Source organism: Bacteroidota bacterium (assembly GCA_016718825.1).
GTDB lineage: Bacteria > Bacteroidota > Bacteroidia > J057 > JADKCL01 > JADKCL01.
This window is the reverse complement of sequence record JADKCL010000009.1, coordinates 152,298-169,739: the sequence shown is the minus strand read 5'-3', so window position 1 is coordinate 169,739 and position 17,442 is coordinate 152,298. Positions and strand designations below refer to the sequence as shown.

Genomic DNA, 17,442 nt, shown 5'->3' with positions numbered 1-17,442 from the left:
ACGATGATCAAAAAGGCAGCATTGTGGTTTTGCTTTTGCTCGGTATTCGCGGTGGGAGGCTTGGCGCAATCCGCAGCACCAAAAGCACCTGAACCACGCGAATTTGAGATGAAAGACGGCGACACCACCTACACGATGCGTCGGTATGTGATGGTGCTGCTGTACAGAGGAAAAAAGGCCAACAAGATCCCAAAAGACCAACTCGACAAAATTCAGGAAGGCCATATGGCCAATATCAGCAAATTGGCGGCCGAGGGAAAATTGCTCGTTGCCGGGCCGATGGGTGATGACACCGATTTGAGAGGCATTTTCATCCTTGACTGCGAATCGGTGGAAGAGGCAGCGACGCTCGTCGATACCGACCCGGCGGTGATGGCCGGCAGACTCCGCGCAGAATACCATACTTGGTGGACGGCGCGCGGAACGGTGATCAAATAACTTGCTTCGCTTAAAATGAAATCGCCCAATGGTCAAAACCATTGGGCGATTTTTTTGATGGCCCCTTCAACAATCAGAATCGCTGTGCGATTTCCAAATTCAGGTTGAATTCACGGGTCATGACATAGCCTTCAAATGGCTCCTCGATCACACGGAAAGGAATGCTCACCGTGCGCATGGCACCGGTGTAATCCAAAAATTCGGCGGGATCCAAATAGACGCTGTATCCAAATGGCCTCTGCGTGAACTTGAAGTCCTGCAAATCGGTCGCCAGAACATTGCCTGTGAGCGTTGTTCCCAGCATGATCATGCCTGATTCGTCTTTCAAACGCAAGTGCTGCGGCACGGCTCCCTTGATCATTTCAATGCGAAGGCTGTAGTAAACAGACTTGAATTTCGGTTCGCGTTTGCGTCCAAACGGCGCATACAGCCAACTGAAAAACCTCACCAAAGCGCCTCTTCTTGGAACCGGCACAGTCGCATGAATCGACCGAACCTTTTCAATCGTATCACCTTTGCGGCCATCAAGACCTTCGCCCCGATCGACAAAAGCGAGCTGAATCAAATCTGTATCCTGTCTTGCGAGGTCGATATGGACTGTTTCGACATCCACACGTTGCCTTTCACTGTTGGCCTTGTGCCGCTCACGCTGATAGCGCGACTCGCGCAAATAGCGGAACGACGAAACCGGACGACGCGCCACGACAAATCCGATGAAAAAGAAAAGGAACACAGCCAATCCCAACAAGGTCCACAAAATGATGGCCAAATAGGAATTGCTGTACATCTTGGCGTAGGTGTTGCCGGTAAAAACCAAGCTCTTATCAGCAACAGGCGTATTTCCAGCAAGGTAATCAGGCATGAAACCTACGCGAATTTGGAAGGAGTCTTCCTTGGCCATTTTCTCCACGGCCTCCTCCGAAAGCTTGATCGTGAGCCGCGCACTGTCTGCCCGGTAGCTGTAATTGGTTCCCGGCAGGGTCACCGTGTCGGATCCCAAAACGGCTTTGACCCAAATCGGTGTGATGTTGAAATTGGGATCCTCCTTCAAAATGCTGTCGATTCCGATGGGCACAAAGGCCTCAAAGATTCCATCGACTTTTTCAAATCGGGCCTGACCGACCTTGACGATATTTTCGTCCTTGTGGCGGAGATAATACTTGAGCAAACGCGCTTTGGCTTGCTCTTCGTTCAATCCGTCTTCATACTCTTCCGTGTCGATCGGCATGACCGCTGCTCTGCTCGGTTGCGGAATTGGTTCCCCGATGTTTTTGGGCGTGCTGCCTTCGTTGGGGGAACGCACAACCACCGGATTGGGAACGGAATCTGATCCGCCGGTCACCTTTGGCTCGGTTACCTTGACAGGATCTTTGGCTTTGATCGGCTCCTTTGCGACCACTTTGGGTTCGACAACGACCGGCGGAACATAGTCCCCGATCAATTTGCCTTTGGAGAGCAAGTCCTTGGCTGCTGCAAACTGATTGGCCCCGCCTTGGTAAGTCCCTACCATTTCGGTTTTGATAGATTGCCCGCCCGGCTCGGTAAATGTAATTCTTGCCAAGTCAACCGTGCCCTTCCTCGCAGCACCGTCATAGCGGATGAAAAAGGAGTTGCCACCCGTATTCAATTTGATTTCGGCACCATTTTGCAAGGGTGCTGCGCCCGCAGCGTTGGGAACCAATGAAAATCCATCGCGCCCGGATGTTTCGATTTTGTAGATGCAATTGCGTGAAGTGCCGCCATTCCAGGTGACCTCGATTAACTTTTCAGTCGGGCCGACAAATTCGAAGGTGGGCAGTGTTTTCGTGTATTGCTTTGCGCGATCATTGAAAAACATCAGGACCTCATCCGCAGACAATTTGATGTTAATCGCAATTCCACGCGTTTTGGGGTCCGGGTCGCCGACAGGCACCGCCAAGAGGCTGATGGTATTGGCCTGTTGAAGCGAACGCGAATAAGAAACGCCAAATTCCAAGTCTAGTGAACCATCGGGGCTCAACTCAGCGGGTAATGTCGATTTCAGGGTAAAAGGACTGTTTCCGAATTGCTGCTCCTTTTGCAAACTCACTTGCATGGGGCCAATTCCAGAGAGCCGGTGCCTCAGGGTAAGTTTAAACGTCTCGTCCTTCACCGAATAGTGGTGAATTCCGGTCACGACTTTGGCAATATCCGCATTGGTGAGGACGATCACCTTTTGCGCAACAAGCTGACCGCCGAAGATCAGCAAGAGCGATGCGAGAATAAATACCCGGATCGTGCCGATCCTCCCTGATTGATTCAATGATTTTATGCTACGCATTTCGTTCTCAATCAATGCCATTGCACCTGCGAAGTCACCCGCAGCATGCCTTGACAAGGCTTTCTGATTTCACCTATCCAATAATCCCTGATCAATGCTCCACAACCTTGAGCTCCGTGCGACGGTTGAGTGCGTGACTGTTTTCATCGCAAGGTACATTGTCGATGCAATCATTCACCAAAAATTCTTCACCAAATCCCCAAGAAACAAACCTGTCATCGGGAAGCGGCTTCCGTGCTTGGATGTACTTGATCACGGATTCGCTGCGACGGCGAGAGAGTTCAAGATTGTACTTGCTCGTACCGCGTGAATCCGTATGTGAACGTACCTCAAGCTTTGCCAAGGGGTTACGCATCAAGAAGAAGTAAATTTCATTCAGATCCTTCTTCGAAATGATGTCCAGCGTCGTTTGGTTGTATCCGTAGTGGATCACCTTGATGCTGTTGTCCAATCCGAAATCGGCATCACGCATGGCAATGTTGACCATCATGTCACTGGAATCGCGAACCGCAATGTGGTGACTTGTAGCAAAATAGCCTTCCTTCGCCGAAATGATCGAATAATTGGAAATCGAATCCCAAGGAATCGCAACCCAGAAGGTGCCATTCTTGAGCGACATCGCCGAATCCACCACTTGTTGTGTATTGTTGTTGACGATCTGAATCGCCGCATGCGAAATCGGCGTTCCGGCTGTACCGTCTTCTGAAACGGTGCCATTGATCAGGACATATTGACCACGTTGCATCGGCACATTTCTCGTGCGCACTTCCACCCCGCGGAAATTGGTCAAGGAGAGGTTGACGATACGCGGTACGTAGTCGTCCTTGCGGAAGATCACCGTATAGTCATCGCCAGGCTTCAAACGCACACGGTAATCTGCAGAATCACTGCTTGCATTCAACGTGCGCTGAATGTTTCCGTCCTGAATCACTTGAATCGCAGCGTCACCCAAGCGCATACCGTCGGCTTGGTCATGCACCATGCCATTGAGCTCAAACATCTGCTCGACCTCGAGGTACACATCCAAATTGATGTCGCGGCCTTGTGGAATCGACTTGGTCCAGAAGGTATCTCTCCAAGTGTGGAATCCAGGGGCATCGATCGTAATGAGGTAGCCCGTATTGTCCTTGCAAGGCTCAGCAAACTGACCGATGCCATCGGCAATAATGATCTTCTCGTTGCCGTTGATGTCTTTCAGACGCACGATCGAGCCTGGCAAAACTTCCTTGGTCAAGCCGTCAAACACTTGGCCGGTGATGCCCGGTGTGCGCTTGAAGCTGTAAATATCATCTCCTGAATTGGGATTGCGATTCGAATTGAAATAACCCGAAGAGGTCGTAGCGTCCCAAATAATCCCGAAATCGTCTTTCGGCGAATTGATGCCGGTTCCCATGTTGGTGGTTCCGCTCCACTGATTGTTGGCAAAATCCGCGGTAAAAAGGTCAAGCCCTCCGTAGCCGACGTTGCCGTCAGAAGCAAAAAACAAGTGTCCTTGCTTGTTGAAGGTCGGGAACAATTCGTCACCTACCGAATTGACGGAGGGACCCAAGTTCTCGGGCTTGCTCCATTTGCCTTCGACGCGACGCACCATGTACAAATCTGTACCGCCTTGACCGCCAAGGCGATCGCTGGCAAATACAATCATGTCCCCACTTGGATGTACAGCAGGATGGAAGTTGGAATTTCCGTCAGCAAAATTGATCGGAAGGTCGCCTACCTGCTCCATTTTGCGGCCCATTTTCTTGGCGCCCAAAATTTTGACTTCGCGGGTGGGTTCGTTGTTACCCACCGTCTTTTTCTTCGATGGTCCCTGATCAGCACCACGGGTAAAAAGTACCAAATCGCTGCCCGGCATCTTGACTGCGCCCACATCGTCGTAAGGGCTGTTGATCCCTTTCACGGCTTTGATGTCTGCAATCGTGCCATCTCCATGCTTACGTGCTTCGTAAAAATCATAGTCAGACGACTCGGACTTGTCTGATTTTGCGCGCAAAGTACCGATTTCAGAACGCTTGCCGCGCGTTGCAAAAACGATTTCGTCGCGAGAATTGATCGCAATAATATCGGAATAGCTTGTGTTGAGGCGTGTTACGGGCTGGATTTCATACCGGTTGCGGTCATCCTTGAGCTTCATGGCCATCTCACAAGAGGCGATGTATTTGTCTCCCAAGGCATATTCGCCCGAAATCTCTTCATACAATACAAATTGATCCTTGGCCTCTTGGTACTTGCCATTGCTTTGGAGCACTTTGGCATAGTTGAGACGGCAAGTATTGTTTTGGTTGCCGTTTTCAATCGCTTTTTTGTACCAAATTTCCGCCTTTTCCAAATCTCCCGTCATGCGGTAGCAATCGGCCAGCTTCTCCATGACAGTCGGGTGCTGACCATTTTCCAACACCTTCTTATATGCAGGAATCTCCTTTTCCCAATAACGGGTATTTTGGAGACGCGTTGCCTTGCCGGATTCATTGCCTTGCGCCACACCGATGTGTGCCATTCCAAGGCAGATGAATAAAATTAAGATTTGAAAATACTTCATAAGGAAGTGCTTCTGAATTGATATATCATTCCCATTGTCGCGTCGTCCTGAAATCACTACAATCCCCCTTCAAGGATGTGCAAATCCGATCAAGAAGAATGCACGCAGCCAAGTAATTTGCATGCGTTTTCTACTGTGGCCGCCTTCTGACGCGTGGCTGCAAAGAACGTAGCGCTTTCTGATCATGTGGCAAATCAAAGAATGCCATCCGATCAAGCATACACCCTTGCTGTCCGGCAAAGCCGAATGCAGGGGTATAGTGACGCGTTAGGCAAAAAAGCGAAAAATATTAACACCGCCGACATAGACGGCAGATTAAATTTTTCGTGGCCAAAATCACCGTATTCAAGGGTTTAGAAGCCATTTACAGCCACACATAGCCCACTTATCCACATATCTTTGGCTTTCAGCACTTTATCCGGATGTGGATAACCAACCTTCCTTGTCCTACAGACAACTCCATTGATTATTCGGTAAATTTCAGCTCGGGAAAGTACCCCAAGTGATATTTTTCTTTACCTTAGTGAGTGCTCAAGGTAAAAAACGAGCGAAACAGCATCGATTTTGGAAACTGGAATCAAACAATTGTTGAATGTCGCGGGTAGCAGAAATTGAAAAGCTGCGCAGCCGGATGCGCCAACACCATTTTGTAGCCATCTCAGGACCGCGCAACTGTGGGAAGTCCCGCGTATTGTCTGAACTCCGGTCCAGTCTGGAACGAGAGGTGCGCAACATGAAGGAAAACGAAAGCCGCTTCAAGGCCAAGGCCGGCATGAAGTGGAAGGTTGCCCACATTCGCCTCAACCGCGACGACAACCCGTTTGACTTGCTCACCAAGGCGATCGCCGGACCAACCGCCAATATCCTTGTTGGCGCCAATGAAAAGGTAGATCCACTTTTTGAATCGAGCATCAAGCAGGCCCTTCTTACCAAGGATGGTCATGGCTTGCTCAACATCTACCGTCAATTCCTGCAGATCAAGCAGTACAACTTCTTGGTCATCGTCGATCAGTTTGAGAACCTGTTTTTCACCACGATCCTGAGCCAAGAGCAAAAGCATATGTTTGTCAGGCTGCTGCTGAATGCAAGCTTTGACCAACGCCAAATTTATGTCACGGTGGCCTTGCGCCCGCCCAAGGCAGACCTCTGGAAACAAAATTTCAGGGACCTTCACAATGCGGTCGAGGCCTGTCACTTCCGACTTTACAATCCCAATCAGCAAGCACTTGAAGCTGCGATCGGCGATACGTTCATTCAGGAGCGCGTCAGAGTCATGTCAGACGACAGTGAGACCGAAGTGCTTTCCCCTGAATGGCTGAAAAATCAGGAAATCTATCAGCAAGTTGCCGTCAAACGCATCAAACAAATTTCAGAGGATTTGTATGATGTCTTGAAGGTCAAATGGAAAAAGATGCAAAAGGATGGCAATCCCGGAGCATCCAAAATGGTGCCTGCAGACAACGTGAAAATGATCACGAAGCAACTCAGGGGCATTGTTGATGTCATTTGGCCGCAATTGTTGCTGCAAAGCAATATTGGCGCTCTTGAAGCCGATGAACGCGAAGAACTCGTGGAGCACCTGAAATGGCAGCTCACCGAGGTGCTCACCGACGAATTGCTGCGGAGATTGAGCGGCCTTTTGGCGGAGGAATTGTATTTTGAAAACGAACCTTTGGTTCAGATTGAAAAGAACGTGCGGCAATTGGTCCGTGACTGGGCCGAAGTGCTGGACGACATCCGCAAGGAAGGTGGCCGCCGCAAACCACGGCAGATTGTCACGGTCACGATGGCCGAGCAGAAAGCCGGAACCATCGGTGCCGCAAGTTCAGACTTCAAAGTCGACCGGTCGGGTCCAGTTGAAAAACGTGCCGAGGCAGCCTATCAGGCATTGCGATCGGCCTTGGATAAGCGTATCGCCACAAAAGCACTTACCGTCCTTGGACGCAATGCAAAAATGGCATCCGGGCAAAGTGCGCTGAGTGTGGAATCGCTCGTGCATGCCATGGGAAGGTTTGCAAGCCGGTTGATCGACGTGCTCGAGGTATTTGCCCATGCCGGTGTTTTGGAAGTCGATCCGCCCGGTACGATTCTGATGGAGTCGATGATCAACCTCAGCGATCCCGATCTTGCTGACAAGTGGGAAAGGATGAAGCTGTGGATTTTCGGAAAATCCGGCTCGATGGTGATCGACAACGGGTTGGAGGATCATTTCTCGGAGCAGGGCTCACAGCGTCAGGCAGAGGCACCGACTTTGGAATTCTCGATGGAATTCAAGGAGGACTTTGGCGCGTCTCCCAACGATGCAGCCGAGGCGGCTTCACGCGCCAATACAATTTATGAGTCGTTGATGCCCAGTTTGCGCAAGCGCGCGGCACAGCGATTGCTCGTCGCGATCGTGACCTTGGATCCGCAGAATAAGGGCGTCGGTCAAGCGGAGGTTTTGCAAAAGGTCGGACGATTTGAGGCGCAACTGCGTGACTTGATCGAATATTTCATCCGTCAGGGGATTCTTGCCCCGGAAGGCGGATTGCACTTCAAAGAACCATCGCTTCCACAAAAGTGGGAACGCTTGGCAAAATGGATCAAAGAGGATACGATTTAAAGAATAACCCATCAGGTATTGGCAATGGCTAAGAAACAAGAATTTACCTACGAGCAAATCGAGCCGCTGATCGTCTTTCAGGAGAATGACGGTCGGAATGTATTTGTCGAATTTGCACTTCCCGGCTCGCAGGAGGTCTTTGAAAGCAAGGCCAATATCAAGAAAAGCAATGATATCGGCTCGAAGGTCAAACGCCGGGTTGCCTCGGTTGCGACAAGTCAGGCGCGCATGGTTGCATCGCGCGCGATCCGTGGCGTAGTTGGCGGCGGAGTCATAGGCAGACTTTCGACCACGGCGATGACGACGGCTGCGCAGGAAGTCAGACCTGGGCAGGGGCCTTCAGAAGAGGATGTGCACAATGCCATCGTCGATGCATTTATGCGGGTCAAGGACAATTTCCATTTCGATGAAGTGTCCGGCGAATGGGGCAAAGCCCTGATTGCACCTCCCCCACCCCCCAAGTCGCCGTTTGAGGAGCAAATCAATGCGCATCCCATTGCGGACCCGCACGACAAAAACGTCTTTGCACGCGCCATGGCCGAGCTCGCCTACGCCGACGGCACCATCAGCAAGGAAGAATCCGAATTTTTCAAAGCGATCATTCCAGTGGATCAACCTTCGCTGGACCGCTTGGCAAAAGCCGATCCCGTTTCCAAAGTGGAGGCCGAAGAGGTCACACAGGGTGTAAAAGCTACCATTTACATGATGGCTTGGGTGATTGCACTCATCGACTTGGAAATGGATCCGGTCGAAGAGGAATTGCTCATGGAATACGCCGATGTCTTCGGATTGCCCGACAACCGTCGCGAGGAATTGATCAAGTTTGCCAAATTTTATGTGATGGAGCAAAACATCGATCCTGATGAACCGCGCGAAGACCTGTTTCAGGTCGCCGACAAAATCAAACTCAACCACGACGACGCGGAACGCTGTCGGATTGCGTATAAGCGGCGCGTTGGATGATAAGTGAAAAGTGAATAGGGAAAAGTGAAAAGCTGCTTGTGGAGAGTTGAGAGTTGAGAACTGCGAAGCTAATCAGCGATACTAATCAAAGTTCGGCGTGGCCAATTGCGGAGCAACTGCGAAGCACATCACGAAGTCCTTTGAATATAGACGACACGGAGTACATCACGTCGGTAAACCCGCAGGGTTCGCGCAAGCAATTGCGGAGCAATGTTATCACGTCAGTAAACCATTGGGTTCGCGCAAGCAATGGAGAGTTAACTAGTGATCGGTGTGCGAGGCGTTTTGGCCAACTTGGCGAGTAAACGGGAAGAACGTCAATGGTGTCGGTTGTACACGTTGGAATCCACCTGACCTGCTTTTCTCTTCGATGCTGTTCTCCTTAAGCTAATGACCTTGAATTATTTGGCAAACCGGGAATGAATTTCTACATTTGATTTTCGTTCTTACAGCCTCCATGATCTACCTACTTATTCCTTGATCATTAGAATTCTTGCGAAGGCTTTGCCTTTCGGGATTTCATTGTGTACCCCTGATTGGGATCGGAAACGCCCCAAAAGGACTTCAAATCGAACTTTTACCTTTTAACAACCTTTATATGAAACAGCTTTTAATTTTTGTGGTTTGCCTCGTCGGGCTGAGTGGGACTCGGCTATTGGGGCAGGATTTGGTTTGGGTGAAGCAGCTAGGGGGTGCGAGCGCAGAACAAGGATCTGGGATCTTCGTTGACGGCTCAGGAAGCTCCATCACCGTCGGAATTTTTGGTGGAACAATTGATTTTGATCCAGGTCCAAATGCATTTAGTATGAATGCTGCCTCTGGCGGCGGTGGATACATTCGAAAATTAGACGGTTCAGGGAATTTCATTTGGGCTAAGCAATTTGGAGGCAGAGGATGGAAAATTGACCAGAACTCAGTTGGCGAGACTTATATCGTAGGAGAATTCACTGGGACAGGCGACTTTGACCCAGGGACAGGAGTTGCCAATTTGACGGCCTTAGCTGCCACGGATATTTTCGTTCTGAAGCTAGATATGGCCGGCGATTTCCTCTGGGTCAAACAAATGTCTGGAGCAAGTAACGAAAGGGCATACAATCTTCACGTTGACAATTCAGGGAACATTCTTATTACAGGGGAATTCATGGGGAATGTAGATTTTGACCCAAATGCTGGGCTTTACAACTTGACCTCAACCCAAAATTCTAATGATATCTTCGTTGCGAAATTAGACCCTAATGGAAATTTTCTATGGGCGAAATCCATCGGAGGGATATATGGAGATCGGGGCTACGGGGTATTCACCGATGCTAATGACGAAGTATACACAACCGGATATTTTGCAGATGTCGTTGATTTTGATCCCAATTCAGGAATTACCCTACTCACGGCCAACGGTTCTCTTGGGTATCCTGACGCATTTGTAGTTAAGTTGACAGCATTTGGCGACTTTGTTTGGGCAAAAAGTTGGGGTTCCGCAACAGGTGACGATGAAGGGAGGGATTTGATCCTAGATCAAAATGACAAACTTAATGTTGCTGGAAGCATCATGGGCACCGCAGACTTTGATCCCAATAATGGTGTGTTTAATCTGACGGGAACTGGATTTGTAACGAAACTTGCCGCGTCCGATGGTAGCTTTCAGAGTGCGTTTTGCTTCCCGGAAGGAAATGTTATTGTTCATTCCTTTGCATTGGATCAATCCGGCAACCGCTATCTTGCTGGGAATTTCTCTAGCAATGGCTTGATTGACTTTGATCCAGGTTCTGGTGTCACACAACTTCAAAGCCTTGGGATCAATGATGTTTTCTTGGCAAAAATTGGATCTCTCGAGAATCTCATTTGGGCCGTGAAGGTCGGAAGCACCTTAAATGACCTCAATTGGGACGTCAAAATACATGATCGGTTCATCTACTCGACAGGATCTTTTCGAAATATTTGTGATTTTGATCCTGGAAATGGCACACTGAATGTTACCACCGCAGGTCTCGAGGATGCCTATGATCTCAAACTCACCCGTTGCAACCATTCGAGTGAAACAATTTCCCCAATTGTCTGCGACACGTATACTTCACCATCCGGCCAGATTCTGACAACCACCGGCACCTACCAAGATACCATCCCCAACGTTGGTGGCTGCGACAGCATCATCACCATCAACTTGACGATCAATCCTTCCGCTGCATCGACACTCACGGCCATTTCCTGCACGGGCTCCTACCTCTCCCCTAGTGGTAACCAAGTTTGGACGGTTTCCGGGACTTATCTCGATACGCTTTCAACGATCAATGGCTGCGACAGTGTGATCACGGTGAATCTTTCTGTGAATTCGGTGAACGCAACTGCCACAGCAGCAGGCAATACCATCACAGCTTCCGCCTCTGGCGCGACCTACCAATGGTTGGATTGCAACAATGGCTTTGCAGCAATTTCGGGCGAAACAGGGCAATCCTTTTCTCCTGCGATCTCCGGCAACTACGCCGTGGCCGTTACTGAAAATGGCTGCACAGATACGTCTGCTTGTATCCAAATGACCATTATCGGCATTCAAAACGCTGAAATTGCTGCATTGGTTACGGTATTCCCCAATCCGAGCGCTGGCCAATTTCGCATCGAAGGCAAGAATGTCGTTTGGACCGGCCTTACCGTGTTCAATGCATTGGGCCAACCCGTCCACCGCGATGTCACTTCCAATTGCAACTTGAACTTGACTTTCTTGCCCAAGGGCGTGTACCTGCTGCGCATTGAAACCGCCGATCTGGGATTCATCCAAAAATTGATTCAAATTCAATAAGGTTCATTTTTCTAAAAACTAAAGCTGCCAACCGGAGGAAATGGAATTCCTTGGGTTGGCAGCTTTCTTTTTTGCCTTGATCACATTCGACACAACGGCCGAACTTCAACACTATTCGACCAAGACGCGGTATTGGTTTTTGCGTTTCCGCTTTTGCTTTTCAAGTTGGGTTTCCTCCTTGTTCTTGACCTTGTTTTCGTTTTCCTTGGCCTTGGTATCGAAGTAGTTGGTGTATCGCGTGAAGACCAACTTGACCTGAGGAACCATAAAAGGCTTCTGGTTCGGGTTGTTGGAGGTGATTTTGGGGCGTTGCAGGTACACAACACTGCGGCTATTGATCACGTCGTCACTTGGCGTCGGTGCGCCTTCCCAAAGAAGCAAGAAGTCCTTGTTGAAGTATTTATTGATCTCATGTTCCAACTTCTTCCGCATGGAATGCAGCTTCAGACAAGCGAGCTCCAAGTTGGAAAGGTTCTTGTTTTTGTGAACGACGATGGTGGTATCGTTTCCATCGTATTCGATCCGCATGCGCAGGGTGTCGCTTTTGATACGCTCCGGAAGCATTCCAAGAAACTTGGCGCCTTGGGCTCCAAAGTCCGCTTCGAGTTCAGTGGCTTTCAGCTTGCCGTTGAGTTCCACCAAAATCAAGCCCTTGAGCGGTTCCAAACTATCAGGATTGGCTACCTGGGCCGTGTCAGGATGCAAGGCCTCCTTGATCACTTCCGTGACGATATTGGACAGAATCCCATCGACCCCTTGCCATTCTCGACCGACGGAGGAAAGCAAAGTATCGTTCACAGGCTCCGGATTCTCGCCCACGTAGCGGTACACATTGTCATCCCATTCGTAGGTGAGCGTGACGTTTTTCTCTGACACTTCGGTAATCGCCGCAAGTTCCGGAGGTGCGTTTTTGTTCAGGCGATTGATACGATGGGTGTTGATATTACCGTCATTTTTCCAGAAAGATCCCCGAATCAACTGCAGGGTATCCACCGTGACATTGTATTCACCCACCCGTCCGAAGGCCATCGTCAATCCGATTTCGAAACTGGGCCCAAAAGTGGAACTTTCATTCATGGGATAGCTCGCCGACGCATTGAGGTCAAGGAAAAAGGCATTCCGACTTTCCTCAAACAAGGTATCGGGGTTGAGCAATTTCAATCCAAAGCCACCTGTCAGCGCGGCATTCCCAATACGGTAGGCACCGCCAAACCAAAGTCCCCAGCGCAGGATGTTCACCTTCATGCCGGCATCCAATTGCCCTGCCTTGATCGTCGTATCCTGGTTGAAGACGGTGTTGCGATAAAACAGCATCGGGCCGACATAAAAGTTGTTGTCTGGCGAAAGCTGAAAATGACCTCCACCCAACATGTGCGGATTCAACCAGATTCCGCGCAAGCGATTGGATATCAGATTGCCCGGCAGCTGTGTAAAGGCGAGATTGGCTTCTGTGCGGATAAAATAGTTGTTAAACGCATACCGCACGCCAAGCCCTGCATCCAAATCGGCGAAGTTGGTGGGGTTGGAAACCAAGATATCATCCCGGTCATAGACGCGCCGCCCTGTGTAGTTGGAGCCCCAGTTGATCAAGCCCCCGTTGATGCCCACTGACAAAACGGAATTCGAATTGTTGATGAGTTTGGCAGCGACCGCGATATTGACGGAGATCCGCTGCTCAGTATGCTCAATGTCGTGGTTCAAGAATCCACCCATTCCAAATGTCCCTCCCCTTCCAAGGGGCGCGGTACTGAAGTTGAGGAATTGGCTCATGGACCGTACCGTCTCCCCATAGTTTAGCTTGCGCTGCTGATGGGACATCATAAAATGATTCAGGTTCCGGGTTCCCATCATTGCGGGATTCATCCACCTGGGATTAAAAAGATAGTTGTCGGAGATCGGCAACTGCTGTGCTTTTGCCCTTGGTGCTCCAACAAAGGAGGCAACGGCCACGAGCGCGAAAACGAACCATTGGCGACCTACCATTTTCATCCGTGTTGTCAAAGGTTTCATGACTTATCGCCTCCTAATCGTTACTGCCCCTTTCATGAACAATTCTTGGCCTTCGTATAGTTGCCACCAATAAACGCCATCCGGGAGGCTTCCTCCGTCCCAGTCATCACGCAGATGGTCAAAACGTTCCACCTGCCCACCGCTGCGGTTGTACAGCAACATGGTGTAGTTGTTGGGATCAATATTGTTGTTCCATTGGATCAACCAACGATCATTTTTCAAGTCGTCGTTGGGGGTAAAGACTTCGGGAATAAAAATCGGCAAATCATTGGGGTTGATTTTGATGATCACCACATCGGTGTCGCCAACACATCCATAAGCCTCGGGCACAATGGAAAAGACAGCCTGCGCCGGTTCATAGCCATTGGACAATGTCGGCACCACATGAATATTTCCGTAGTCGCCAATCAAAATCGGAGCAATCGAATCCAGTGTTTTGTCAAAGGTCACCAGACCAATTCCCGCCAGGGTCCAAGAGAAACTGGTATTGTCCACGTTGGTGGTCATGTCAAAATCGATTTCATCGGTGCCGGTGATCGTGGGGAAATTGACGATGGGGATGCCATTGGGAATCGGCAAAACGGTGATCAAGGTATCAAGCGAGTCCTTGCAAAGCTGTTGGGTGATAAAGACCACCTCAATGATGGCGTTGCTGTCCAAGTCAGGGACTTGCAAGGTGGATTGCGTGGTTCTTTCCACACCATTCACCCGGATTTTGAAAAACGAACTACCAAATCCTGAAACTTCAAGCGTTTGCCCCAAACAGATAGAATCGTTGGGAGACAAGTCAATCCTTGGTGCCGCAGGATTGGAATAAACCAATATCTGAATCGTGGTATCTCCATCACAGCCCAGATTCGTGCGGTAGTTGACATCATAAGATCCTGAACTTGACCCTGAGAGATTGATCACACCCGTCAAGGAGTCCAAAAGAAGCGTTCCCGTGGTGGTTGTAGGAAAATTGGTCCAAGTAAACACGCCTCCGGGATTGACCGGATTGGCCACAGTTGACCCCTCTGAAGGACAAAACGCCCTTTCTCCAAGTGGGAATTGGAAACTCGGATCCGCCGGGTTTTCTACACTCAGGGTTTTTGTAAACTGCTCAGCACATATACCGGTAATCTCATAGCGGATTTGATAGCTTCCGACTGCTGTCGCGTAAATCGCAACCAAACCCGAATCCCGGTCTTCCCAAACCAAACCACTTGGTGCAAAAAATACCCCCGATTTTGTGGAGTCATATCGTATTTGCAAAAAGGAATCCGTTTTGCAAATCGGCGTATCAAAGTCGATACTGTCATCTTCATACCCAAGAATCTCAATCGAGACCCTTGCTTCGGTGATACAGTTTCCAGAGGTACTGTCCAAATACAACGTCACATTGTAGCTTCCGGTATCGCTCGCGAAAATGTCCAAGGCCCCCGTAAGGCTATCAATCAATACAAGTCCCGGGTTTGAAACCTCGAAGTGATAATAGCCAAGTGGCAAATTGGGCACCGCGTTGGGAAAAATGGTATCGGTATTGGTTTCGCAATAGCTGTTTTCCAAATAACCAAAGTTGGGACTTGTCGAGCTTGTAATCAAGACATCAAACGTGGAGGATTGCGGACAGGGCCACTTGTGGTGTATTGAATCGTATGGATACCCGGTGAGGAAGCTGAGACCTCGATGAGGCCGGTGCTGTCTGCCATTACAAGCCCCGTGGAGTTGATTTCAATGAATGTTCCACCTCCATCGCCTGAGATCAAAGGAGATGGATCGCGGTCAGATTGACAGTACTCGGAAGGTGCATAGATAAAGGAAGGGTCCTCCTCTATCAAAATCCAAACATAGTCCACCAAGGAGTCTTTGCATGTCCCGTCATCGACCAAACGGTGAATTCGGAATGGGCCACCTGCGGGCAGCGTATCGGTATTGATCGAATTGTTTCCCGAAATCGCACCAGGAAATCCGACAAATTGTCCATTGGTCATGGAGAATTGTGAAAACGCCGCGCCTGCTGAGGTGATCACTTGAATCAGGTGCAAACCACTGTTTTGGCAAAGCGAAGTGTCCAGGAGGTCAAAGTTGGTAATCGGCATGGGAAGAATCTCGATCGAGTCCAACTCAAATACCGCTGTGCAACCCGAAACGGTAGCAGTATAATTGATGGCATATTGTCCCGGACCGGTTGCCATGAGGTCCACAATTCCACTTGCTGCACCTATTGTGCCGGTGGGTGAAATCGAGTAGGTCCCGCCTGTGGAGCCGGAGATGAAAAACGGAATCGGATCGCTGTCTTTGAGACAATAAGGTGAATCCACATAGTCCACCGATGCTGTTGGTGCCGGCGAAATGGTCACGTGCCGCTCCACCGTATCCGGGCAAACGGGATCGTTGACGAAGTAAAAGAGCGTAAATGGTCCGCCGATCGTACAACTGTCCACTTCAATGATTCCCGCAGAACTCGGCGAAAAGAAATTAATGTCACCTGTGCTGGAGATAAAGTTACCACCGGGAACAAACCCCGTGGCGGCCAAGGAATCCTCATTGGAGCAAACGCTGCTGGCAATATTAAAATTAGCATTGGCAGCGATGCGCACTTCAAATGTATCCCTTGTCAAGGAAACGCAACCACCTGTCACCAAATACTGGACAATGTACTGTGATGCTGCAGGCGTACTGTCCAAGTCCAATTCGCCAGTAATCGAATCCAAGAAAACCAGATTTCCTGATCCGCCCACCTCTTGGAAAAATCCGCCGGGTGGCAAAAAGGAAACCGAGTTAAGGGTATTGGCGCTCGATCCAACGCAGTAAACCGAGTCATAGTCATAGACTGCTGCGACAAGGGAATCCACTTGAATGGAGACCGTATGCGGATTTTCGCAGGCACTTGGCCCGGGTGTCCATGTAATCGCATAGCCGCCGGAGGGGGCAATCGATAAGTCGAATGCTCCAGTAAGTGAATTCAGCGCAGAAGTCGAAGGGATGCAGGAAAAAGATCCGCCCGTTGCATCAAATGGTGCCGCCACGTTCAAAACAGTGGAGCCTTGGCAGTAAGCCGTCCCTCCATAACTCAGGCTTTGGAGGCGAAGGGTATCGACTTGGATGGGGATGTCCAGTGTATCACGACACAATGCACCAACGGGATTAGTAATGAAGCGGATGTTGTTGAGTCCTGCTGTACCACTGTGTAGGATCAGTGAACCCGTGGAACTATTTCCTAAAATTCCATTTCCCGTCAAATCAAAAAATGTTCCACCGGTCACCCGTGATCGTGGGCGGAGCGGGATTGTTGCCGTTCAAGCAATAAATTCCACCATTAGGATAAGACAAACTTGCATTCGCAGCAATCAGTACCGTAAACGGGTCGACCAATTTGTCCCAGCATTATTGCACAACTTCATCATCATTCAGAATGAACTCGTATTGACCGCAAGGCAGAATTGGGAATCGTCCAAAAATACGATTGGGAGAAAACCCCCTATAAGTTGGGTCACCTGCATCTGTGATTGGGTTCCAAGGTTAAAGAATAAATTTGACTGGTAGCAATGTTTCTCCAAGCCTATTGAATCGCAATTTGGCGTAGGAAACGGGATCATCATAAAGATTGGTCCCAATAAACTTGATCGCAGTCCGTGCCCAATATTCGGAAAATGGTGATTGGAGAACTATTAATGTCCCCTGCGCGAAAGCAACCCTGAAGAAAAAAGAAAACAGCACAAACTAAGCAAATGCCTAACAGAATCAAATGATTTATGAAACTGTCCCTGCAACAAGGCCATCTGAGAACACGCTGATTTTTCCCATTGCTCCCATGA

The 17,442-nt window shown here is 49.5% G+C and carries 9 protein-coding genes; 4 read left to right on the top strand and 5 right to left on the bottom strand.

Annotated features, from left to right (window positions below):
- Nucleotides 1-3: 3 nt before the first annotated feature.
- A complete protein-coding gene (locus tag IPN95_12705) occupies nucleotides 4-438 on the top strand; it encodes a hypothetical protein (GenBank protein ID MBK9450245.1) in 435 nt (144 codons plus the stop codon).
- 73 nt (nucleotides 439-511) lie between these two features.
- Here IPN95_12705 and IPN95_12700 read toward each other — a convergent pair whose 3' ends face one another.
- Both IPN95_12700 and IPN95_12695 read right to left on the bottom strand, forming a co-directional pair.
- Nucleotides 512-2,737 carry a hypothetical protein gene (locus IPN95_12700; protein MBK9450244.1) on the bottom strand — a complete coding sequence of 742 codons (2,226 nt, stop codon included), beginning with the start codon at nucleotides 2,735-2,737 and terminating at the stop codon, nucleotides 512-514.
- A 91-nt stretch (nucleotides 2,738-2,828) separates the two neighbouring features.
- Nucleotides 2,829-5,234, bottom strand: a complete 2,406-nt coding sequence (locus IPN95_12695) for an OmpA family protein (protein ID MBK9450243.1) — start codon at nucleotides 5,232-5,234, stop codon at nucleotides 2,829-2,831.
- A gap of 634 nt (nucleotides 5,235-5,868) precedes the next feature.
- Between IPN95_12695 and IPN95_12690 the strand changes: the two genes are divergently transcribed.
- The 3 genes from IPN95_12690 to IPN95_12680 all read left to right on the top strand — a co-directional run bounded on the left by IPN95_12690 (nucleotide 5,869) and on the right by IPN95_12680 (nucleotide 11,632).
- Nucleotides 5,869-7,878, top strand: coding sequence for a hypothetical protein (locus IPN95_12690; GenBank protein MBK9450242.1), 2,010 nt, complete (start codon nucleotides 5,869-5,871; stop codon nucleotides 7,876-7,878).
- A 24-nt stretch (nucleotides 7,879-7,902) separates the two neighbouring features.
- Complete coding sequence (locus tag IPN95_12685; protein MBK9450241.1) at nucleotides 7,903-8,841, top strand: TerB family tellurite resistance protein; 939 nt, start codon at nucleotides 7,903-7,905, stop codon at nucleotides 8,839-8,841.
- A gap of 598 nt (nucleotides 8,842-9,439) precedes the next feature.
- Nucleotides 9,440-11,632 carry a T9SS type A sorting domain-containing protein gene (locus IPN95_12680; protein MBK9450240.1) on the top strand — a complete coding sequence of 731 codons (2,193 nt, stop codon included), beginning with the start codon at nucleotides 9,440-9,442 and terminating at the stop codon, nucleotides 11,630-11,632.
- Nucleotides 11,633-11,743: 111 nt separating this feature from the next.
- Here IPN95_12680 and IPN95_12675 read toward each other — a convergent pair whose 3' ends face one another.
- The 3 genes from IPN95_12675 to IPN95_12665 are packed head-to-tail and all read right to left on the bottom strand — an operon-like array spanning nucleotide 11,744 to nucleotide 16,866.
- Nucleotides 11,744-13,642, bottom strand: coding sequence for a type IX secretion system membrane protein PorP/SprF (locus tag IPN95_12675; protein MBK9450239.1), 1,899 nt, complete (start codon nucleotides 13,640-13,642; stop codon nucleotides 11,744-11,746).
- Nucleotides 13,643-13,645: 3 nt separating this feature from the next.
- Complete coding sequence (locus IPN95_12670; GenBank protein ID MBK9450238.1) at nucleotides 13,646-15,226, bottom strand: gliding motility-associated C-terminal domain-containing protein; 1,581 nt, start codon at nucleotides 15,224-15,226, stop codon at nucleotides 13,646-13,648.
- The gene (locus IPN95_12665; GenBank protein ID MBK9450237.1) at nucleotides 15,223-16,866 is read right to left on the bottom strand and encodes a hypothetical protein; all 1,644 of its coding nucleotides are present in this window, start codon (nucleotides 16,864-16,866) and stop codon (nucleotides 15,223-15,225) included. The genes IPN95_12670 and IPN95_12665 overlap by 4 nt, the downstream gene beginning before the upstream one ends.
- Nucleotides 16,867-17,442: the final 576 nt, after the last annotated feature.